The organism is Sphingomonas sp. BK580, from assembly GCF_014194975.1.
Lineage (GTDB): Bacteria > Pseudomonadota > Alphaproteobacteria > Sphingomonadales > Sphingomonadaceae > Sphingomonas.
In genome coordinates this window covers 278,965-301,285 of sequence record NZ_JACIAY010000005.1, presented here as the reverse complement: position 1 = coordinate 301,285, position 22,321 = coordinate 278,965, and the positions used below count along the sequence as shown (strand labels likewise).

General features: G+C 60.7%; 20 protein-coding genes. 1 reads left to right on the top strand and 19 read right to left on the bottom strand.

The window, feature by feature from the left end; genetic code table 11:
• Positions 1–231: 231 nt before the first annotated feature.
• The 5 genes from FHY05_RS11875 to FHY05_RS11855 all read right to left on the bottom strand — a co-directional run bounded on the left by FHY05_RS11875 (position 232) and on the right by FHY05_RS11855 (position 7,843).
• Positions 232–1,377 (bottom strand): hypothetical protein, encoded by a 1,146-nt coding sequence (locus FHY05_RS11875; protein ID WP_183944590.1) that lies wholly within the window; start codon positions 1,375–1,377, stop codon positions 232–234.
• A 79-nt stretch (positions 1,378–1,456) separates the two neighbouring features.
• Complete coding sequence (locus FHY05_RS11870) at positions 1,457–3,658, bottom strand: polysaccharide biosynthesis tyrosine autokinase (RefSeq protein WP_183944589.1); 2,202 nt, start codon at positions 3,656–3,658, stop codon at positions 1,457–1,459.
• A 27-nt stretch (positions 3,659–3,685) separates the two neighbouring features.
• Positions 3,686–4,327, bottom strand: a complete 642-nt coding sequence (locus tag FHY05_RS11865) for a polysaccharide biosynthesis/export family protein (protein WP_311732461.1) — start codon at positions 4,325–4,327, stop codon at positions 3,686–3,688.
• Between the two features lie 136 nt (positions 4,328–4,463).
• The gene (locus FHY05_RS11860; protein ID WP_183944587.1) at positions 4,464–5,816 is read right to left on the bottom strand and encodes an O-antigen ligase family protein; all 1,353 of its coding nucleotides are present in this window, start codon (positions 5,814–5,816) and stop codon (positions 4,464–4,466) included.
• A gap of 53 nt (positions 5,817–5,869) precedes the next feature.
• On the bottom strand, positions 5,870–7,843 hold the full coding sequence (locus FHY05_RS11855) for a nucleoside-diphosphate sugar epimerase/dehydratase (protein ID WP_183944586.1): 1,974 nt from the start codon (positions 7,841–7,843) through the stop codon (positions 5,870–5,872).
• Positions 7,844–8,376: 533 nt separating this feature from the next.
• On the opposite strand from FHY05_RS11855, the gene FHY05_RS11850 reads away from it, so the two are divergent.
• On the top strand, positions 8,377–9,273 hold the full coding sequence (locus tag FHY05_RS11850) for a glycosyltransferase (RefSeq protein WP_183944585.1): 897 nt from the start codon (positions 8,377–8,379) through the stop codon (positions 9,271–9,273).
• Between the two features lie 17 nt (positions 9,274–9,290).
• Here the strand turns inward: FHY05_RS11850 and FHY05_RS11845 are convergent, their stop codons facing one another.
• From FHY05_RS11845 to FHY05_RS11780, 14 genes are all read right to left on the bottom strand, one after another.
• Positions 9,291–11,006, bottom strand: coding sequence for a right-handed parallel beta-helix repeat-containing protein (locus FHY05_RS11845; RefSeq protein ID WP_183944584.1), 1,716 nt, complete (start codon positions 11,004–11,006; stop codon positions 9,291–9,293).
• 104 nt (positions 11,007–11,110) lie between these two features.
• On the bottom strand, positions 11,111–11,842 hold the full coding sequence (locus tag FHY05_RS11840) for a glycosyltransferase family 2 protein (protein WP_183944583.1): 732 nt from the start codon (positions 11,840–11,842) through the stop codon (positions 11,111–11,113).
• Between the two features lie 37 nt (positions 11,843–11,879).
• Entirely contained in the window at positions 11,880–13,049 is a 1,170-nt protein-coding gene (locus tag FHY05_RS11835) for an O-antigen polymerase (RefSeq protein WP_183944582.1), read from the bottom strand.
• On the bottom strand, positions 13,022–14,311 hold the full coding sequence (locus FHY05_RS11830; RefSeq protein WP_183944581.1) for an oligosaccharide flippase family protein: 1,290 nt from the start codon (positions 14,309–14,311) through the stop codon (positions 13,022–13,024). The genes FHY05_RS11835 and FHY05_RS11830 overlap by 28 nt, the downstream gene beginning before the upstream one ends.
• Positions 14,312–14,375: 64 nt before the next feature.
• Entirely contained in the window at positions 14,376–15,041 is a 666-nt protein-coding gene (locus FHY05_RS11825) for a hypothetical protein (protein ID WP_183944580.1), read from the bottom strand.
• Positions 15,038–15,799 (bottom strand): SDR family NAD(P)-dependent oxidoreductase, encoded by a 762-nt coding sequence (locus FHY05_RS11820; RefSeq protein WP_183944579.1) that lies wholly within the window; start codon positions 15,797–15,799, stop codon positions 15,038–15,040. Before FHY05_RS11820 ends, FHY05_RS11825 begins: the two co-directional genes overlap by 4 nt.
• A 15-nt stretch (positions 15,800–15,814) precedes the next feature.
• Positions 15,815–16,591 carry an SDR family NAD(P)-dependent oxidoreductase gene (locus tag FHY05_RS11815; RefSeq protein ID WP_183944578.1) on the bottom strand — a complete coding sequence of 259 codons (777 nt, stop codon included), beginning with the start codon at positions 16,589–16,591 and terminating at the stop codon, positions 15,815–15,817.
• Entirely contained in the window at positions 16,588–16,809 is a 222-nt protein-coding gene (locus tag FHY05_RS11810) for a phosphopantetheine-binding protein (RefSeq protein WP_183944577.1), read from the bottom strand. The genes FHY05_RS11815 and FHY05_RS11810 overlap by 4 nt, the downstream gene beginning before the upstream one ends.
• Positions 16,802–17,887, bottom strand: coding sequence for a 3-oxoacyl-ACP synthase III family protein (locus tag FHY05_RS11805; RefSeq protein ID WP_183944576.1), 1,086 nt, complete (start codon positions 17,885–17,887; stop codon positions 16,802–16,804). Before FHY05_RS11805 ends, FHY05_RS11810 begins: the two co-directional genes overlap by 8 nt.
• On the bottom strand, positions 17,884–18,114 hold the full coding sequence (locus tag FHY05_RS11800) for an acyl carrier protein (protein WP_183944575.1): 231 nt from the start codon (positions 18,112–18,114) through the stop codon (positions 17,884–17,886). Before FHY05_RS11800 ends, FHY05_RS11805 begins: the two co-directional genes overlap by 4 nt.
• Positions 18,111–18,920, bottom strand: coding sequence for a GNAT family N-acetyltransferase (locus tag FHY05_RS11795; protein ID WP_183944574.1), 810 nt, complete (start codon positions 18,918–18,920; stop codon positions 18,111–18,113). The genes FHY05_RS11800 and FHY05_RS11795 overlap by 4 nt, the downstream gene beginning before the upstream one ends.
• A gap of 1 nt (position 18,921) precedes the next feature.
• On the bottom strand, positions 18,922–20,460 hold the full coding sequence (locus tag FHY05_RS11790; RefSeq protein WP_183944573.1) for an amino acid adenylation domain-containing protein: 1,539 nt from the start codon (positions 20,458–20,460) through the stop codon (positions 18,922–18,924).
• 140 nt (positions 20,461–20,600) lie between these two features.
• Positions 20,601–21,206 (bottom strand): sugar transferase, encoded by a 606-nt coding sequence (locus FHY05_RS11785; protein WP_183944572.1) that lies wholly within the window; start codon positions 21,204–21,206, stop codon positions 20,601–20,603.
• On the bottom strand, positions 21,203–22,303 hold the full coding sequence (locus FHY05_RS11780) for a DegT/DnrJ/EryC1/StrS family aminotransferase (RefSeq protein WP_311732460.1): 1,101 nt from the start codon (positions 22,301–22,303) through the stop codon (positions 21,203–21,205). Before FHY05_RS11780 ends, FHY05_RS11785 begins: the two co-directional genes overlap by 4 nt.
• Between the last annotated feature and the right edge of the window lie 18 nt (positions 22,304–22,321).

The following is a 22,321-nucleotide window of genomic DNA, read 5'->3' as shown; positions in this document are numbered from 1 at the left end:
CGTGCCGGCCTCCTGACCCGGCCCAGAGCCTGAATCAGAAAACCGCGCCCGTGTGAATCCTCGATGATTCAGAAAGGCCGGAAACCGCTCTAGCGTGAGGCGAAACATAGCAGGGTCGCGGCGGTGCCCGTGCGTCGACGACACCGAAAGAGGGTGCGCCAATGGCTCTCCTCACGCCGGATCTGCCAGGCGCGTGCGTATCAGTCCCGAGGTCAGCCCTGAGCGTCTCAGCTACCGCGCTGGTATCAGAGCTGCCTGATTGATCTGTCCCGACAGGCCGGAGATCGCGTCAGATGCCCGTGCCACCAGGATCAGGGTCTGGACGGGACAATCCGGCGGTACACGGAAAGTGCCCCCGAAATGCCCCTCGCCGCCGCTCGTCGAGGATGGAACCTCGACCCGCCCCAGCTCTCGTCCATCATGGCAGGCGAGCGCCCAGTATGGCCGCGCAGCGGCAGGCTGATCTATATTTGAGGACTTGCCGCGCAGAACATAGCCGCCGGGCGGCAGCACCTGTATCTGCTGCAGCATCGTACCGCCGACGCTAGCGGGAGCCGAGAAGTCAAAAACACCGCTCTCGATCGTTGCTACGACCCCGCTTTCGTTGACGGGCGTCCAGTCGAACAGCGTGGGAACGTCGAGGTGTGCGCGAAAGCGTGGGTCGCGCGAGTGCGAGCGATCGGCTCGATTACGGATCAGGCGATAATAGTTCCAGGCATCGTCGAATAGACCGGCCGAGAACAGGGCGTTCACTAGGCTTGCTGTCGCCGCGGGCGGGATGGCAAACCCGCGGCCACGAAGATCCCGGAATAGCGTGGCTACCGCTCGCGGCTCGCTGATCTTGCTCGCTGCGAAGTTGACGAACGCTTCTCCCCAGGATGGCTTGGCGGCCAGGGTATGCACAAGCGCGTGCCGAATCGTCGGATCTTCGCTTGCGCCGAGAAGCACCGGGAAAAGCAGCCCCCCGAGTTCGGGCTTGACCCGAAGCGCGATATCATAATGGCGCAAGGCGTTCGAAATGTCACCGCGGCCGACGGCATCCTCGATCGCCCAAAGTTGCGTGGCAGAGTCACGGCGCGAGAGTCTCTCGGCATAGGCAAAGGCGCGCCGCGCTCGGCGGGGATCTCCCGTGGCATCCGCGTTAAGGCCGAGCGCTGCGGCCGCCGCCACGTTGATCGGTTCATGCCGAAGAGCGTCCATCGCCAGCTGATCGCTTCGTCGCCGTTCCACCGGGCTAGCGGTCGGTCCGCTGCGGTCAGCGGCTAGGCGGCCTAACGCACGACCATCATACGGGGCGAGCGCCGCAGCCCGCGCGGGCGCGTGGCGTAGTGCTTGCGAGAGCGAGAACTCGACCTCGAAGAAGCCGATCAGCGCCAACGCGGCAGCACCACATCCGCGGATGATCCACTCGCGGCCGGATCGGCGCGCAAAGCGAGATCGGCGACGTTGCCGCGCGTTACTTGTCGTCGTCACGCGAGCGACCGTAGCCATATCCGTAATCATAGCCATAGTTCGCTTTACGCGCCTCGAACTTCGTCAACACACCGCCAAAGATGCGCGCGTTGGCGCTTGCCAAGCGACCCAAAGCGGTTTTGACCAGACTGGACCGGATCCCGTGCGATTCGACCGCATAGATAACGCCTTCGACCCGGCTCGCGATTAGCGGGGCGTCCGCAAGACCCATTACTGGCGGCGAGTCGATGATGACATGTTCGAATTGTTCGAGCAGGCGATCAATCAACATCCCGAGACGGTTGCTCATCAGCAACTCCGCCGCATTCGGAGGGATTGGACCGGCTGACATCGCCATCAGCGACATATCCGGCATCTGGAACAGCATCGAGGGAATATCGTCGTCACCAGCTAGGAAATTGCTCAGCCCACGCTCATGTCCGACCCCTCCGAATTGATGAACCGAGGGCGACCGCATATCGCCGTCGACAAGCAGGACCTTGCGGTGGCCCCGCGCGAGCGTCGTCGCGAGCGCCAGCGCCGTGGTCGATTTGCCCTCCGCCGGACGCGTCGATGTGACCGCGAAGGATCTCGGGACCCCCCGCTCGGTCGTGAAGCTCAGGCTGGTCTGCACCGCGAGATAGGCATCGAACAGATCTGACTTGCGATCAAGGAGCGCTTGCTTCGGTGTGGCGTCGCGGAGCTTGGGTATGGCACCGAGCAGCGGAAGGCCGAGCCGGCGCTCCACCTCCGCGGGATCGGCAATCGCTTCGTCGATCTGCTCGAGCCCGAACGCGGCTACGGCACCCAGCCCACAACCGAGCAGCAAGGACGCCAAGATGTTGAGGAACAGGCGCGGGCTAGATGGCTTCTGCGGTGTGTCGGCGGCGTCCACGACGGAGACGTTGTTGATACCCACGCCGCCCGCGACGCCGATCTCCTTGAAGCGCTGAAGCAGCCCATCGTAGAGTGCGCGATTCGTGTCGACTTCCTGCTGGTAGATATTGTACTGGATGCTGCGCCGCCGTAGATCCAGGTAGCTTGCCTTCAGTGAGTTGACTTTGCGGCGGAGCGCATTCTCACGCTCCTCAGCCTCGCGGTAATCAGCGCGGAGTGAAGCAGTGACGCGCCCCTCTTCACGCGCAATCGAACGATCTAGCTGAACGATCTGCGACGCCACTGCCTTTGAGGCAGGATAGTCCGGCTTGAATTGGATCATCAGCCGTTGGTATTCAGCGGCAAGTTCGGCGCGCCGCTGCCGCAAATTGTTAATCGCGTTGTTGCGCAACGCCTCAGTCGAGGCGCCCGCCGGACCTACCTCGCGGAAGCGTGCCTCGGCCTGGATACGATCTGCGGTCGACTGGGATAGAGCCAGGTTGAGCGTGGCGAGATCATCCGCAACGATCGAGCGCTCGCTCGCGGCTCGACCGTCGCTCGATTGAGACGGAAGGTTAATGATCTGCTGCGCCGACGCGTAATTCACTAGTTGCCGCTGGGACTCGTCGAGGCGCTCTTTAGCTTGTCCAAGCTGGCGTTGCAGAAGATTACGCCCATAGGAAGTAGCCTGCACTTTGCGCTCAAGGTTCGTCTGGATAAAGTTATCAGCCCAGGCGTTGGCGACCTTGGCAGAAAAGGCGGGATCCGGACTAGTGAAAGCGACATCGACCAGGCGCGAGAGCCGGGTCGGCGTGACCGAAAGATTATCGCGCAACACCTTACCTGCAACGCGCTGTCGCTCCACGCGCCCGCCCGCGGGGTATCGGCCGTTTAGCAAATCGAACGCTGGCGTATGGTCAGCGGCCCCAAACAACGTGAAGAACTTGGGATCATCGACAAGTCGTAGTTGCTGCGCCACCCGTTCCGACAGCGAGCGCGACTTCAGCAAACCATACTGGGTCTGGTAGAACTCCTGATCGGCGAGGCTCGCCTCACGCTCGACGCCCTGGATGTCCGTGACCTTGCTCGATTCCCTTGAAATCTCGATTGAGGCGGTTGCGGTATATTTAGGTGTCATCAGCAGCGTAATTATGAGCCCGAGCAGGACACATACTGCCATGATCCCGAGGATCACGTAGCGCCACCGCACCACCATGCGGAGATACTGCCGAAGCACCGGCGTCGGCACAGCCTCAACCTGCGGCACCCGGTCGAGCGTCGCCGCGACTGGCTGATTGCCACCAGGAGGGAAGGGCGTGGCTAGATTCATAGTGACAAGCAGGCCTTTGATGTCGTGTTATTGCAGAATGGCAATGAGAGGCGCCGCCAGCACAGGTGACAGCGAAACCAAATCGCGGAATAGGCGGCGTTGCGGCGAGTCTCCCACGATAATCACGTCGTTGGCGTAGATCTGCGGGTCGTCATAGGCACCACGGCGGATCGCGCCAACATTGTAGAGACCGGCCATCTTGCGGCCCTGCACCGTTCGCAGGATGATAATGTCCTCCTCGCGCGCGAACTCGGAGAGGCCCTTGGCGGAAGCGATGGCTCGCATTAACGTCATCTGGTTTGTAACCGGATATAGGCCGGGCTCCACGACCTGTCCGTCGACCGTGACGACCTGACTAACCGAACTCTTGATATTAACCGTCACTTCGGGATCGCGGACGTACCGGGCCCTAAGCGCGTCCTCGATCAAGTTCGCCAACTCGCCTGCGGTCTTCCCACGCGCGTCGATCGTGCCGGCGAGCGGCATCGCGATGCGACCGCTCGCGTCGACTTGCATTTCCTTATTCAGGTCCGGAACGTTGAACACGTCGACTTGGATAGTATCCAGCGGTCCGATAAGTGCCGGCCGATCCTCCGCGATAAGGTCGCTTCGCGTCGGCGCGGGCAAGGTGGGATCATCCTGTAGAACGGTTAACCGCGGCGTCGACACGAGCGGTTGCCTGCCGCCGCAGCCAGCTAGCATTGAAGCGCATAGAAGGAGGACGAAGAAACCACGCATGCGGGAAAGAGGCTTTCGGGTTAGAGACCGCGGGCGGTCATAGTTGGCGGCCCGCTTCAGGTAAAGCTCAGTCGGCAGCACGTGTCGCGTCAGTGTCGAGCCACACGGCCGCGACGACGATGAGCGCCATGATCATGGGGGTGCGTGCGGGGTAGTCAAACCCGCTGGCGAGCCCGATTAACAACAGCATGGCGGAGCCGATCTTAGGCAGCATCGCGTCCGCCCCGCTGCCACCGACCCAGACGCGCGCGCTCGCGCGACACCACCATGCCACGGCAAGCACCAGCAGGATCAGCGCCGGCAGACCCGCGTCCAGTATAACCTCGACCACATCGTTGTGCGCGTGGTTGAAGTAGGTCGGCTTCAACAGCGCCATGGGTTCGTGCACGCGGAACAATGGGTCGAAACCGCCGAGACCACTGCCGAACGGAAAGTAAGTTGTCGTCATCGACCAGATTGTCGGTAGGGCGCGATGACGCATGTCCTGCCCCGGATCGACGTCGAACAATCTCTGCACCGAACTAGCCCGGTCGGCCGCGATGCTGATCAGCACGAAAGCGCTGACCAGCACGACGACCAGGGCCAGCAGCCCGGGAAACGCCCACCGCGGTGCCCGGCGCAGGGCCCGTCGGATCGGCCCTTGGGCGACGAGCAGCGCGAGCGCGAGCGCGAGTGCGCCAAGCAGCATGCCCGCGCGTGAACCGGCTGCGAGGATCATCAGGAGGAACAACAGCGCCAGTCCGACACCCACCGCCGCGCGCACGCGGGCATGTTGCCGGTCGGAGAATACCCATGCGGGAATCAACAGGCAGCCGAGTGCCAGCAGTAGCGCAAAGTGATTGCGATTGGCGAAGGAGCTGCTCATCTGGCCCGGAGTGTCGTTGATGAACGGATTGTTGAAGCTCGCACCTGAGAGCTGGAGCAGTCCGAGAAGGGTCGACGCCACGATCATCACCAGGATCGCCGAAGGCAGAATGCGGCGTTCTCCGGGTTTGAGCACGCTCACCAAGACCAGCGTGGCCAGAGGGACGATCAGTGAGGCCAACGCGTTCATTGTCGCGCCGGGCGTCATCGAGATCGGTCGCCAGGGTTGCGGTCCATCCATCGCCGCCCCTGCCAGCAGCGCTCGGCCCGGCAGTGCCTGCCAGACAAGCGGCGGGAGAGGCGCCAGTTGTACGACAGCCAACAAGGCCACTGCCACTAGCAACCAGCCGATCGGCCTGATCCGGATGGGGCCTCGTAGATCGACGAACAGCGCGCATGCGATAAGAGCGCCGATCGCGGCGAGGCGAACGACGATTTGGCCATAGACTTCCGCCCGTGAGGCACCGCCGGCTATCCACAACGTGAACAGAAAGCCGTAGAACAGGACGAGCGGCATGCTGGGCCGCTGAGTGAAGAAGGACGTGGGGGCTGCCATGGACTGCCGCCTACGTCATGTCGCTGTAAGGTGAAAGCCTCGCGACAATCGCGTCAGGTTCCATGCCGCATCCGCGGCCGGGGCAGGGCGGCAGTTGGCTCAGTCTTCGGTGGCGCAGCATCCACCACCTTCGTGGCGGTGTGCAGGAGGACGAAGTCAACGATCTCGCTCGTGGGGGCGAACTCGCGAACGAGCTGGCACAGCAGGACGCGTGTGGCTTGTACCGCACCGGCGTTCACGAGGCGTTCCAGTTCCGCGAGCTGAGGTGCGAGCGTGAGCCAAGGAATATGGTGTTCTGACGCCATCATGATGCGAGGATGGCGGGTCGGTCGTGGATTGTTGCCGATCAGCAGCTCTTCGAACAGCTTCTCACCAGGCCGCAGCCCCACGGTGACGATCTCGATATCGCCGCCCGGGTTAGTCGCCGATTTTACCGTCAACCCGCACAGTTCCACCATATTTCGGGCAAGGTCCATGATTCGTACAGGCTCGCCCATATCAAGAACGAAGACCTCGCCGCCGGTCGCCATCGCGCTGGCCTGTACGACGAGCTGGGCCGCCTCGGGTATGGTCATGAAGTAACGGGTAATATCGCGATGAGTGATCGTGATAGGACCCCCTCGGCGGATCTGCTCGCGGAAGAGTGGCACGACCGATCCGCTAGAGCCCAGCACGTTGCCAAATCGCACCATAGAGAAGCGCGTGCCCGTTGACTCGCTTGCGAGTGCCTGGAGAATGAGCTCGGCTAATCGTTTCGTGGCGCCCATGATGTTGGTCGGCCGGACCGCTTTGTCGGTGCTGACCAAGACGAAGTCCTGCACGCCGTGGGCGACGGCGAGCTCGGCAACGCAGCGTGTCCCAATCACGTTGTTGCGCATGCCCTCCAGCGGATTGTGTTCTACGAGTGGAACATGTTTGTAAGCTGCGGCGTGGAATACGATTTCCGGTTCCCACGCGGCCATCACTTGTGCGACCCGGATCGGGTCTGTCACCGAGCCGAGCAGCGGGACGATTGCCACCTTAGACACCTCGGTCAGTTGGCCGTGGATGGCATACAGGGCGAACTCGCTCTGCTCGAGCATGAGCAAGCGGGCCGGTTGGGCGAGAAGGATCTGTCGACACAGTTCGCTGCCGATCGAGCCGCCGGCGCCGGTCACCAGTACCGTCTTGCTGGCGATTTTCTCTGACACCATTGTAGTGTCGGGCGCGACGGGATCGCGGCTCAACAGGTCCTCAATCGTGAGTTCGCGCAGGTCACTCGCCTCCACGCGACCGTGCGCCAGGTCCATGAGACCGGGCAGCGTCCGCACACCGACCGGCAGGCCACGTAGATTGTGAATGATCTCGTTACGGCGCTGACGCGACGCGGATGGGAGCGCCAGCAGGATATCATCGATCCGACGATCTTCGATCAAGGCGGCGAGATCGTCCGACTGATAGACGGGAAGACCGTTGATCCGAGTCCCCGAGATTGAGCGATCGTCATCGATAAAGCCGACGACGTTTGACTCACGGCTCGCGCCGATCGCCGCCGCGAGCTGGCGCCCGGAGGATCCTGCGCCATAGATGAGCACGCGGTGCAAAGGTTTGAGATCGAGGCGGCGCTGCATCTGTCCGCCCAACACGTAGCCGACCGCCAGACGGACGCTGCACACCGCCAAGAAAAGCAGGATGGGCTGTACGATGCCGATCGTGCGCGGAACGTTGTCGAACGCATATCCCGAGATGATGATCACATAGCAGAGGCCGTACGCGGCGCAGGCGACGCCTGCGGTTGGGATCATCTCCGCACCGGCACGTCGGAATGCCATGTTATACAGGCCAGCGATGTGGAAGGCGGGGAGCGCCAGCGCGACAGACAGCCCCACCGCCACGCTCGGGCGGCCGGCCAGAGAGATGAAGTAGCCGAGCCTTAAATAATATGCGATCCAGATGGTGAGAGCGCAGAGTGCCGCGTCGATCGTGGCGGCCATCACGCGCTTCGACGCCCTTGGTAGCGCGAGCAAGGGAACGGCGAACGAACTCATCTGATTTACTCCCCCGACCTCGGTCGGCTCCTCGACTCTCGCAGGGCGGCCTGCCAAACGCTCGTGAACAAGCCTACGTTGAGGCCGGACGGCGATCGGCGCCGGGATCGCCCAAGCGCGCGACGGGCCGCACATAAGTCGATTAGCTGCGGCTTACTCTCTCGAGCGTCCAAGTGCCAATCCGCGTTCCCCACGGCCGGGAGGTGCGAGGCGCGCGAGCGATCGCGCGCTGGTTGTTGCAAGCGTGTCATCGGCGTTACCAGCACGCCTGCCTCTAGGTGCCGTGACGCGAAAGTCCAGTTCCTTTGCGGACGCGCCTTCGGGCCACGTACGACGGCGATCGCCGAAGCGACGCGGGTGAAGACCATCGCAGCCGAGCTTGCCCCGTAGCGCGGCGCGCTTGTACAGCCTGTGCAGCTGTTATATGCGCGCTGCGATGGGACGGTGGCTTCGCCGGCTGGCCTATTGAGCGGACGGCCTTTTTGGGCAAGCATGAAAGTTCCTCTGCCTTGATTCAATCCGCGTTCCCACGAGTGGGCATCCTACTCGCGACCTACAACGGTGAGCTGTATTGCGAGGATCAAATTTTGTCCTTGTTGTGGCAGCGCGGCGTCGATGCCCACGTATACGTACGGGATGATGGATCGAAAGATGGCACGTTCGCGATTCTCCAGCAGCTGGCGGCACGTTTCTCGGGAAGACTGACGCTCGTTCCTCATGGGGAAAGGTTCACGGGCTCCGCGAGCGGCAACTTCTTCGAACTTCTTCGCTCGGTCGACATAACACGGCACGATTACGTCGCGTTCGCCGATCAAGACGATGTCTGGTTGCCTGATAAGCTGATTCGGGCGGTCGCCGGTATGAACGCCCATCGCGCCGACGGCTATTCCGCGGATTTGATCGCGTTTCAGAAGGATGGGGGCGAGTCATGGATCGTCCACAAGGCCGGACGGGACGCTGAACTCGATTACCTGTTCCAAGGAGCATCGGCAGGTTGTACCTATCTCCTGTCTAGACACGCGGCAGAGATCACGGCGTCAGTCGCCCGCCGAATGCCGACGTTATGTGCGGGAGCATCGCACGACTGGATCATATACGCGATCTGCCGGTCGCGCGGGCTGAAATGGTTTCGCGATCCGGCCGCTACAATCCTGTATCGTCAACATGCGACCAATCAATATGGCACGCGCCGCGGATGGGCCGATATTGCCGCCAAAGCCCGCCTGACCCGTTCTGGCTGGTATCGCGATAACATATTGTGGTTGCGGCACGTGGTGGTTGGGCACGATAACGAGCTGCGTGTCCTGAACGCAATCGAGAAGGGCGGCGTCGCCCAGCGCTGGTGGCTTGTGCGGCAGGCACGACGCTTTAGGCGCTCCCGAGAGGCGGTGATGCAACTACGCGGCGCGATCGCTATGGGGTTGGTGTGAGCGTGCGCGCGCTAGAATTATAGGCGTCGTCCTGTGATCGACAGATGTTGTATGTTGGCGCTCCCGCTCGTTCCTCCTAAACGGATAAGGATACGATCTGCGAGCTTCCGCGTGAGCGGGAAGCGGATCCAATATTGCTTCCACGTCGGATCAAGGATCTCTGCCGTGAGCGGGAAAAGAAGTCCCTCGAGTTCGGTGAAGGCGGACAAATAGCTGCTACCGCTCTCCGCCTTGGCCCAGAAGGTGATCTCGACATTGCAATCGCGGAACACGTGAGCGTCGATGAGATCGATGTCGACATGCTCGCCCGCTATGGTCTTGATCGAGGCCGGGCTGTCCAGCCTGACTGTCGCGTCGCTGATGGCGCCTCGCCGACCGAAGATGCTGATGGCGAGATGGGCATCCCCGGTGGGCGTGGTGAGCCAACGCCGTTCTATGTCTAGGCCACCAGGATATGTTACCAGCGCGCCGTCGACGGTAATCGAGTTGATTCGAGCGCCGCTTGTCTCGTTGGGAGCGAAGACGCGACCATCGGCGTATTCCCCATTAAAGGTGTTGCCCGTGATGCGGATCGTCGCACGACCGTCGGTAAGGAGCGCCATTGTTGCCTTATTGATCCGAACCCCGTACCTCATGGTGCCCGCGTCGTTGTCGATGACATTTCCTCTGATCGTCGCGTCCTGGCCGCTGGCGAGAATCGCGCCGGCGAAGACCGAGGCGAGCTTCGGTTCGTCCGGGCTGGACAATCCGTCGTCCATCTGGGCACAATCGGCGATCCGATTGTCAGCGATCAATATATGATCTTGATCACCATAGATCGCGATGCCGGCGTAGCCGCAGTTGCGAATGTCGTTTCGTACGACGTTGAGGTGCGATCCAAAGCAAACAATGCCGCTGTCACCCGTGCCGTCGATCGCGTTGTCAGCGATCAGCCCGTGGTGAGAGCCGGTATTGATCTGAATGTTCTCTGCTCCGCGATAACCTACCAGCCTGACGTTATCTCCTCGTTTGCGGCCGAAGGCGAAACTCACTTGATAGGTCCCGTCTTCCTTCTGTGCGAGCAGGTACCCCGTTGACGCGGGGAGGCCGTTGAGTTGAATCTTCTTCAGATGGCAGCGGGTTGGCAGCGTGAAGTGAAAAACGCGCTGATCTTGCTCCGATATAATAGAGTGCGCCCATTGCGTCTGAATGAATTGGTTTCGCGCGACGCTGAAATTATTAGTTCCGTCCCGTATCTGAATGCTCCAACCTACGGGAATTTGTCTGAACCGATTGTCACGTATGGTCACATCACGGCATCGCTCCGCGACGAACGCCGTCGTAATCTCGGTGTCGGCGGTCAACCCGTCGACAAAATTACCGTAAATTAGGACGGTGTCCGAGCCGACGGCCAACAGGAAGTGCCCGACGTTGCCGACACATAGATTGTCGAGGAACGCGTTGCGAGCGCCGGTATTGAGGACAGCATATAGCCCCCCCCCTCCGTCGATCGTCCAGCCGGAGATCACGCAATCGTCGCCGCTGAGCCGAAGGCCCACAACCCCTCGGCCAAGCCGGATCGTCGCTCCATTACCGACGAGCTGGCTGCCACTTTGCACGGTCACCGAAGCGTCGAGAAAATAGACGTCGCCACGGGTACCCACCACGCGCTTGCCCGCAGCCAACGCCGCCTGCAAGGCCGCAACCGAGCTGGTCAAACCGGACGGATCCGCCCCGAAGTCTCGAAGCGTCACGGTGTCCGCCTCGCGTCCTGATCCGGCAACCGGTCGAAACATCGCCCGGGGAGCGATGCTGCTGGACAGAGCAAGGATCGTCGACCGCCTCGTTACACCGGACATCATTTCTCCTGGCGCCTTCCATCCCCGCGCCTGACCATCGCCACGCGTTGGACGAGAGTGGCTATCGCGCGCAGGTTGCCTGCGCGGTCGCCCATAACAACACGCCAGGGCCGGCGCGCGGCGGCTGACTGGTTGCTGTCATGCCGCCGGTAAAGCAGCGAGGGCTCGCTGATATATGCAACCTTGCCGATGGCGACCGCACAGGTGCCGAGCCACCAGTCGTGCATGGAGATCGTCGGAGGGAACGGTAGCGCTAGAGTCAGCACGTCTCTTTTGAACGCCATGCAGCAGCCAATGAAGTTGTTTTTGAAGAAATTCCTCCACATTGAGTTAGTGGCGGGTGATCGGCCCGGCGCGAAAAATGTGCGATTCGTGGGGGATTCGTGCAAAATGAGAGCGTTGGTCAAGACCGCCGAGTAGCCCGGCGATGAGAGGGCAGCAATCATCCGCTCACGTCGCTGATCAAGCCAAATATCATCCTGATCACTTAGGAAAATGATGTCTTTGCTACAGGCCGTTAGGAGTAGCTCAAACGTGCCTAGCACGCCGAGATTGCGCACGTTCCGCAGCACCGTAATGGCTGGACAGAAGCTTGCGTACGTCTCCAGCAATTCGACCGTACGGTCGGACGATCCATCATCGAGAATGATGACCTCATCGTCAGGACCAAGCTGCGCCACGATCGAACGGAGTTGCTCATCGAGATAGCGGGCACCATTGTATGTCGCCATGACGATGGACGCGCCTTGCTGGGACAAGGGTGCCATTTCAGCCCCGCGAGGCGCGCACGGAGTGAAACAAGAAGCTGTAGACGGCGGCACTCGACAGCATCAGCACCAGGATCGTCAAACCTCGGATGAATTGGTCATCGAACGGGCTCATCAGTGCCGCGTAGAGCAGAAAGCCAGCGAGGACACACAGGGTGCGACCCGGCCGCCGCTGGAACGCCAATGCCACTGCGGCGGAGAGGAACCCATAGACCACGAAGAAAGTCACTAAGCCTGCTCGGCCGAAGTCGTGATAAGGAGGATATAAAGCGCTAAATACGTTGATCGGCGGTACTGTGTCAATGAAAGGAAAGTAGGAGGGCGGCAAGTTCCCCAGGCCCGGTAGGATCGAATACATAAAACGCGGCATCGTTAAGAGTGCCTGATATTGCGGTTGGCCCGTCGCATAGAAAAATTCAAAACCGGCAACGCCTCCAAATGTATAAACCTCTAAACTCTTGTATATATCTTCGAGGCCACCCGCGCGGTCAGCGCTTCCGACGCTGGCTACGACCGAAAGGACCGAGAAGAGCGCCGCGAAAGCGATAAAGATAAGAAAGATATATGTCAGGCGGTACTTGGATCGGGCTATCCATTTTGTCGAAACGACCGACAATCCGAGGAGGAGGTGAGCGCGCGAGTAAGCGGCAATTGTCAGAGTGACGAACATGATGACAAGCAGGAAGGGGAACTTGCCATAAAATTCCATACGATCGATGATCGCCATCAGGGCAAACGCAAGCGTAACATTTGCCGCTACTGCCGACAGACGGGTAAGAATATCACCATTTTCCCAGTTCTCCAATGCGATCTCACGTGCGCCCGAGAGTGAGATACCTTTTGATAGCGGGAGCAAAATGTTCGTCGTGATGAGAAGCGCGGACATGACGATGGTAATCTGCATCAGCAAGCGCGCGGCCCCCAGATCGGCTGCGGTGGCGGAGCTGGACCGCGACGGGATCAGCGTGCCTAGGGGCAGGATCTTGAAACTGAAGAATCCGATGATGTAAGACGCCACGGCAACCAGGATCAGGCCGATGACACCGGTTCCATACGTCTGGAACGTCCTCTCGTCATAGCCGAGAAAGTAGATGAGCTGGAGCGACCACGCCGCCGCAAAGGCGAGCAGCGGAAGGTACTCGCTCAGCCGATTGTGCGTCGAGCTTGCCATGACAAGATTCCATAGTCGAATATCTGTCGAAGGACGCCGGCAATCGCCGCGCCAACCACGCCGTAAGACATGGCCCCGCCGATCAGAAGGGGGAAATAGATGAAAGCCTCGAGAACGTGGGAGTAGGCGATACGCTTGGGTTCGCCTCGCGCCAAAAGGTAGGTTAGCGGTGCCTGTGCCATCGAGTTGAACAGGAAGCCGACCGACATGATGGCCGAGAGGGCCGCCACGTCCCGGATCGGGACGTGCAGCCACGCCGACGCGAACACGGGCGATCCGACCAGGCAGCTCCCGTAGATGATCACCGAGAAGGCCATGACAATTTTGTGTTCGCGACGGTAGAGCGCCATTGCCTCGGCTTGTGGAAGATAGCCGAGGCGCGGCTGAACCGAAGTGACGTAGGATGCGCTAAATAAGATCGTCTTGCCGATAAATTCCTGCAGCAGCGCATAGATCGCCATGGAAGCAGCGCCGTTGAAGTAGGCTAGCGCGAAGCGGTCGCCGTACACCATCAGGGGACTGATGGTCGAAGACAGCGTCGCCCAGCCACCGAAGCCGAGGATCTGGCGCAGTCGCACCGGCGTTACTGAGGCGCGGTTTCCCCGGAGCGCGCGCAGGCTCGGGACCAAGCTATACGCCGCGTAGGCGGTCGCGCCCAGCCGAATTAGGGCATATGAGAGGCATACTGTCGATAGGTTCTGGATTTCGATGCTGATAAGCAGGACCGGGCACAGGAATAGTGATGTGTAAGAAATAAATTTGAAGATACTGGCCTGACGAAACTGCTCGAACCCCTCAAGACATGACCGCATCATGTTAGAAATTAGAAAGATGGGCAGGGTTCCCGCGATGATCATCAGAGCAAGGCCGCGATCGAGATTGCGCAGGATCGACAGGCCCGCAATCTGAGACCAGCCAAGGTATAGAATGATATCAATGACAAATGAAATACAGAGCGCAAAACCAATCGACTTCTTCAGCGCTCCTGCTACGTCAACTTTCGGATTTGATCGGCTGATTGCAGCGAAATAGGAGAGCGCCCGTCCGAGGCCAAAGTCGAAAAGACCAGTATACCCGATAGCTGCCCATGTCATCGTTAGGAAGCCGACATAGGCTTTCGTGGTATGGCTATATATGAAGGGTACTGCGGCAATTGCGAAGATGAGCGGGGCGATGTTACCGAACATGTTCCAGAGGAAGAACTTGTTCCTCACGGTCGAGCGCAGCAGTTGGGCAAGCCGGGGTACGGAATAGCGCCTCATTCGTCGATCGGGCCACGGGGCTCGGCGGCTGCGCCGCAATCGCTGTCGGCGCGCGAGGCGGCGCTCACGACCGCTGCGGCCCTGACGCCTTCGATGGCGTGCCGGCGTCGATCCGCCGTGCCGGGTTGCCGTACATCGTCGCATGCGGGCGTACGTTGCGAAGGACGACACTCGCCAAACCGATCCTAGCCCAATCCCCGATGTGTTTGCCTGGATATACCATGCTGCCGGCACCCATTAGGACACCTTCTCCCAGGGTAGCATTGCCATTGACGTTGACGGATCCCAGAAGCGACGAGAAATCTCCGATCACAGCATCGTGCCCGACGCCCGAGGCGCCGTTGACGAGAACATGCTCTCCGATAATGCTATCGCTGGAGATCCGACAGAAGGGACAGATGACCGTCCCGGCACCGATCCGAGCGTTGGAACCGAGGGCGGAGCTGTCATGAACGAAGGTCTCCGGCTGCCAGCCGCGCGATTCGAGCTCGCGTGCGACTCGCTTCTTCGCGGCCGGATCTGCAAAGGCTAGAACGAAACGTGGTGGCGGTCCGCGCCATTCATCCGGATGCAGGATCGGCAGGTCATGGCACACCGTCCCCGCATCGGGCCCTTCCGATATGAACGCATGCGTGGCGTATCGCGCTCGCGTCTCGCGTCGGCAGCCCGCGATCCAACCGAGCAACTCGCGACCCATGCCACCCGAACCGACAATGACGAATGGACTCATGCCGAGATATTCGCTGATCGACCGCCGTCGACCACCAGCTGATGCCCCGTTATCCAGCGAGCCTGATCGGACAGGAGGAACTGCACCGCGTCGGCGATGTCGGAAGGTAGACCGACGCCTAGCGGATAATCCCGGGTAAGACGATCAGAGACAGCGGGGTCAGCGTACATGGCATCTGTCATTGGAGTCCGAACTCCCCCCGGCAGTACCGAGTTGACTCGAACGTGCGGAGCCAGCTCGATAGCGAGCGCCCGCATAAGACCGTCGAGCGCGGCCTTGCTGGCACAATAAGCGGAGAAGCCTTTAGCCCCGAACTGGCTGGCGATGCTAGAGATGAAAACGATCGCGCGCAGCGCACGGTGGTTCACGGGCTTTCGCAGCAGCACCCGGGTTAGTTCCATCGCGGCGAACATGTTAACGTTCATGACGGATTGGGCGTGGGACAGGGTGATGCTGCGCAGCGGCAACACGTTCAGCAAGGCGGCACAGTGCACGAGGCCGCCGACCACCACGCCGTTTTTAACCAGGAACGTCGCGAGGCTATCCGCGAGAGTGTCAACGTCCGCCAGATCATACGCGAACGATAGGTGCCGCTCCGGCTGGTAACAGAGCTTTAAGGTCTCAGCGAGGCGGTCTTGGTCGCGACCATTGAGGATGAGACGATGCTGCTGCGAAAGCCTCACCGCCAGCTTGCGCCCTATACCTGAGGACGCCCCGGTAATCAGGAGGTAGGACGCGGGCAGTAGGAGTTCTGACATTTCTATACCTTGAGCTCAGCGAGCAAGATAGCCGCCGTCGACCACCAGGACCGACCCCGTGATCCAGCGGCCCGTGTCGGCGAGAAGAAAGGCGACTGCGTTGGCGATATCATTGGGAGATCCGAACCCCAGCGGATGCTGGTCTGCGACAACCTGGCGCTGCTGTTCGTCCCAGAGCTTCGCAGTCCGCTCGAACAAGGGTGTCTCGACGAAGCCCGGGGCGATACAATTTACCCGAATCCGCTTGGACGCCAACTCCAGTGCCAGCGAGCGGGCGAGGCCATCGAGCGCCGCTTTGCTCATCGAATAGGGGATCGCGCCGGCCGCGCCGACCATACCCATCACGCTCGACATGAAGACGATTGAGCCATCATCGCCGGCATAAACCTTTTTACTTGCCATCGCTTTGCCGAGGACCAGCGCAGCCTCGGTATTCACCGCGAAGATCGTCCGCCAGGCCTCAATCTGCAGCGAGCGGACGGGCGCGATTGACTGGATACCCGCGCAATGCACCACCCCGTGCAGGCGACCCATTTTTTGAACAATTGATGCGACGAGTGGATCGATCGCCTCGACGTCCGCAAGGTCGGCAACGTAGGTTTGGATGCCTACACCCCGATCGGCGACGATCGCGTCGAGACCGGCGGAGTCGCGATCGACGAGCGACAAACGCGCCCCGAGGCGATGGAGCAGAGTCGCCACGCTGCGCCCGATCCCCGACGCGGCGCCGGTGATCAGGTAGTGACGATCGTCTACCGCGAGCGGATTAAAGGCCGGTTCGTGCGGCCTCACGCCGCCCGCTTGGCGATGATGCGCTGATAGAGCTGTTCGATCGTTCCGCACTCGTTGATCTCTTGCGCGGTCATGTTGACGCCGAACTGCGCGTCAGCCAGCGCGGCGACCGATAAGACCGCCAACGAGTCCCAGCTCTCAAAGTCGTCGAGCGCGTCGTTCGGCGTGACCGAGTCTTCCTCAAGGATCTCCGCCATCTCGCTTAGAAACTCATCCATTGTGTTCATCCTCATTGAATTCGATCATCTCGCAAAAATCGAGCGGCCCGAGCTCCATCAGCATCGCGCCCCACGTCAGGCCGACACCGAAACCGGATAGACAGACCCGCAGCGTCTCTGCAAGCAGCCGGTCGGCAAAATTATGGACTGCCACCATCGGGATGGTGACGCCGCTTGAATTACCAAAATGCTCGACGATGTTGCTCGGCATCTTCTCATGTGGGACACCGAGCTTGTCGGCCAGCTTGTTGAGCATGAACCGATTAGGTTGGTGGCATAGGAAGGCGTCGACGTCTTTCACCGCGGTTTCGGTTTCGCGCAGCAATGCGCCGATCAGTTCGGGCACCTCTGTCAGAACGAAGTTGAATACCGCAGAGCCATCCATCTTAAGGTTGTCGAGCGCGCGCAGATTACCTTCGGCGTCCTCCGTCAGCACTCCGGTGCTCGCATCGGACGGGTGTCGCAGACCACCCGCGGGTATGATCAGCGCGTCACGCCGCGCTCCGTCCACCTTCAACCGGACCTCCACCGGTGCCGCGTCGTCGCGGCGCTCCAGTACGGCCACGGACCCGGCATCCCCGATCAAAGGATAGCTGTTGCGATCTCGCGGCGAAACCTTCCGACTCAGAACATCGACATTGACCAGCAGTACTTTTTCCACCGAGGGCTGGTCGAGAAGCAAGAAGCCGGTCATGGCGCCCACCAGGAAGCCGGCACAACCTTGATTGATGTCGAGGCAGAAGACGTCGTGATGGAGTCCCAGTCGCCCGTGAACGACCTTCGACGTGCCCGGCATGAGATAGTCGGGTGATTGAGTCACAAGAATCAATCCGCCGATCTCCTCGCGGTCCACCACGCCGCGGGCCAGAAGGTGCTCGATCGCTGCCACGGCGAGATCAGACGAGCACACGGGCCCGGCAACGACCCGATGTCGGTCGTAACCCATGACCTCCTTCAGCTTGAGCGATCGCGCGAGCGAGAATTTGAAATTCGCCATCTCCTCGATGAAGGTCCGCTCGTGGGCGGGAACGATCGTTACGAGCCCGGTGATGGCCTTGCCGGTGAACGCGAGTTTCACGCGGCCACCCCATAGCGTGCCAGGAGCGCCTCGATCGAGGCGACACTCGCGAAGTGCGCCGGGACGATGTCCATTCCGTCGATGGAGATCCCGTACACTCGGTCAAGCTCCGCGACGAGCGTCACAAGATCGAACGAGTCGAGCGCACCTTCCTCAAAAAAATCGCCGGTCGCGGCAAAATCCACGTCAGGTCGGATCTCCGCCAGGATCGCTGGTACCTTGCTCATCGACGCTGATCCTCGTTCCTTACCATGATATGATCCAGCAAGCTGTCCATCTCGAACCCGTAGTGGCGATAAATCGCGATCGAGCGCTCGTTGTCACCGATAACCCATAGGACGGTTCGAGCGGCTGCGCGACAGCGCGACAGAAAGTCGGCCATTAAGCGGCGTCCGATCCCCGCCCCTCTGGACTGCGGGTCGACATGCCAGAAGCGCAGGTGCGCGAGCTGTCCTGTCAGATCGTACATCAGTACGCCGGTAGGGCCGCTGCTTCCGCGCACCAGCAGGAGGCGCTCGCCCGAAACCGCTTCGTGCAGTTCGTCCGGCTCCGGCACCTGCTCGACAAAGCGATCTAGCAGTCGATCGAGAAAGGCAGCGATACACTTCACATCGGCCATTGTGGCCACTGCGGTATTGCCTTGTGGCAACGAGAAAGCAGCTCGCTTCCGGATCATTCGCCGCAGGTGGGTGCGCGGATCGAAACCGGCCGCCCGGTAGGCGGAGCATAGGTCGTGGTGGCGCGCGTCGTCGCGACCGATCAGATCGGCGGCGTAGCGGCCAGGGGGAAGCGCCTCGAGGGCCTGCTGTAGGGCGGGGAGATCACGCGCGACGTGATACACATGATCGAAGTCACGATCGCGTCGGAGCAGTAGCACGGCGCCCTCGATCGCTTCAACGCGAAGCCGCCCCTTCTCGCCCCACCGCGCCAGCTGCGCCTGATCCGCGTAGAGATTGGTGCTATATTGATTGCTGACCCTTGGGACACGGTTGACGAGGTCGTGCCATGCCTGCCAGTCGCGAAAAAATTTCATACTAGGCGGCGCTCGATAGTCTCTGAGCCAATCCGTTGCGGTCAATCTTGCCGTTGGGGTTCATGGGCAGCCGCTCCATCGAATGGAACGCGGTCGGCAACATGTATTTAGGAAAGATGTCCGCTAACGCCTTGCGGATCACCGCCACGGGAACGTCTTCACCGACAGGTTGGTAGAATAACGTAATCGCCTTCTTTGGATGATCGTACAGAACGCAGGCATTTGCAATACCGTCGATACTCAGCACCTGATGCTCGATCTCGGGTAGCTCGATCCTGTATCCCATATGTTTGATCTGATAATCTTTTCGTCCCGCCAAGAAGATGCGGCCATCCGCCCGGCGCACCGCGAGATCGCCGGTACGATAGATCAACTCAGGATACAGAGAATTCAACGGATTCTGCACGAAGGCGCGTGCGGTCTTCTCCGGATCGTTCCAATAGCCGAGCGCGAGTGAACTGCCGCGGACGCACAGCTCACCTTGTACGTCGATTGGGCATTGTTGATTGTTGTCATCCAGGATCAGAACGTCAGTGTTCCTGCATGGGCGCCCGATCGAGAGAGGTTCGTCATCGGCCATCTCTCCCTCGATGATGTGGTATGTGCAATCGACATGTATCTCGATCGGACCGTAAAGGTTCACGAAGCGAACATCCTGGAGGGCGCGTCGCCACATATTAAGGTGGCGCGTCGGGAACACCTCCCCAGCGAAGAAGACGGTTCGTAGATCTGGAAGCTTGATTCTGTCGAGCAATCCAAGGTTGGCGATGTTGACCATGATGGTCGGCACCCAGAAAAGAAAGCTGACCTTCTTTTCAGCCAGGAACTCCATCAACTTGGCAGGGAACGCGGCCAGCGTCTCCGGAATGATAACGATTGTTGCCCCTCTGGACAAGCACAAGAACAGTTCGAGCGTATAGATGTCAAAGTAGAACGGCGATAGGCTGCCGATCGTGACAGTCTCGTCGAAGTCGAATGTGTCAAAGACCCAATCCATGAAATCGATGGTACCGCGATGGCTCAATGCCACGCCCTTGGGCGTACCGGTCGATCCCGAGGTGTTGATGATGCAGACCGGGTCGGTGTCGATCACCTGAGCGAGACGCTGCTCGATGACGGAGAAATCTGCATCGGCGGGCACCGATGCAAGATCCTCAATCTGAATGATGTTCGCCGCGTCAAAGCCCGCCGCGATAACTTCAGCGGCGCGATCGTGGGAGGTGATCACGAGCCGCGGGGCGAGATGCGCGAGCACGTTCGCAAGGCGCTGTGGCGGCCACTTCACGTCGAGATTGCTGTAGATGTTGCCGCTGTAGAGAATGCCAAGGTCGGCAACGACGACATCGGCGCTCTTGGGCAAATAGACCGCGATGGGATGCCGAAGCACGTCGGCGCGGCCGATCGCGAGTGCGGCGAACCGGCGCGCGAGCGCGTGCAGCTGCGCGAACGTCACCGTTCGCTCACCATCGACAATGGCTATCTTGTCGGGACATGCTCGCGCCGCGCCATGCTCAAAATAGGCGAGGACGTTCAGCTGCATCGGTGTCTCCCAACGACGATTGACGGACATCAGTTCGGGGCCGCGCGAACCCTGGAGGCTTGGCTGCTAGACGATGATCATCGGCATGGAAAGGCTGCGCGGTCGTCGCGCCAGCTCCGCGACCAGCCGACCCAGTATGGTCATTCCACGCCTCTCGTGCCGGTGAATTCCGGCATCGTGGCGGAGTCCGCGGAGTTGATTCCCCGTCGGCGGATGACCTGCAACACCGTCGCGAAAAGAATTTTAGCGTCGAGCCACGTCGACTGATGGTCGACATACCAGACATCCAGCGCGAACTTCTCTTCCCACGAGATGGAATTCCGACCATTGATTTGCGCCCATCCGGTTATGCCGGGCTTGACGTCGTGACGGCGCGCTTGCTCGACTGAGTAACGGCCTAAATAAGAGGTAAGCAGGGGGCGTGGACCTACCAAACTCATCTCTCCCATGAGCACGTTCCAAAGTTCCGGCAGCTCGTCAATACTGGTGGATCGTAGCCATCTGCCGGTTCTGGTCAGGCGTTCGGCATCCGATAGGAGTCGCCCACTAGCGTCGCGATCATTCGCCATGGTCCTGAACTTGACCATCGTGAACGGCCGCTCGCCCAACCCGGGTCGTGTCTGACGGAAAAGAACGGGCCGCCCCATACTCAGCCATACCGCCGCGGCAGCCGCAGCGATGAAAGGCGATAGCAAGACTAACCCGAGCATCGCACCGACCACATCGAGCGCGCGTTTGACCGTCATCGCTGCGTACGAACCGAGTCGATGATTTCGCATACGCGGTCGACGTCATCGTTTGTCATGTTGGAGCCTGACGGCAGGCAGAGCCCCTCGGCAAAGGCTTGCTCGGCTACGTCGCCGCCGTGGGACGAGGCGCCGGCGAAAATGGGCTGCATATGCATCGGCTTCCACAGGGGCCTGCTCTCGATGTTATGTTCCTCGAGCTTGAGGCGGACGACCTCGCGGTCATACCCGGCCGCGGCCGGATTGATGCGCACCGTGGTAAGCCAGCGGTTCGCCCGCACTCCGGACGCCTCCGGGCTGAACGAGAAGCCGCTTCGATCGCCGAGCTGTTCACGATAACGCAGGTTGATCTCGCGGCGACGTTCAACGCGCTGCGGCAGGACGGCCAACTGGCCCACGCCGATCGCGGCACTGACGCCGCTAAGTCGATAATTGTAGCCGAAGGTGCTATGCTCATAATGGGGAGCCGGGTCGCGGGCCTGAGTGGACAGGAAGCGTGCGCGTTCGATCATGGCGCAATCATTGCTGGCTAGCGCCCCGCCACCAGAAGTGGTGATAATCTTGTTGCCGTTGAAGGACATGATCATGAAGTCCGCGCCTGCGCCAGCGTGCCGTCCGGCGCTGTAGGCGCCCAGCGCCTCAGCCGTGTCGCTGATCCAGAGGAAGCCGAAACGCTGGCGCAACGTGCTCAGCCGCTCGACATCGATGGGGTGACCGTAGATGTCGGTGGTAATGATCGCACGCGGCAACCCGCCCCGGCGAGCGGCACGCGCGAGTTCGGCCTCGAGGAGGTCGAGATCAAGCAGGAAGGTCTCGGCTTCGACGTCGACGAACACCGGCTTGCCGCGCAGATAGAGGATTGGGGCGACGCCGCCGATGAAGGTCATCGTCGCGCTCCAAACCTCGTCGCCGGCCGAGATGCCGGCCAGCCGCAAAGCAAGGTGAAGCGCCGCGGTGCCGCTCGACAGCGCGGCGACGTGAGCGAAGCCGGTCAGGCAAGCGAGATCTTCCTCAAAACGGGTCACCATCGGCCCCGTAGGCGCGACCCAGTTGGTGTCGAACACCTCGTCCACCAAGGCGCGCTCCGCGCCCCCCATATGGGGCGACGAGAGAAA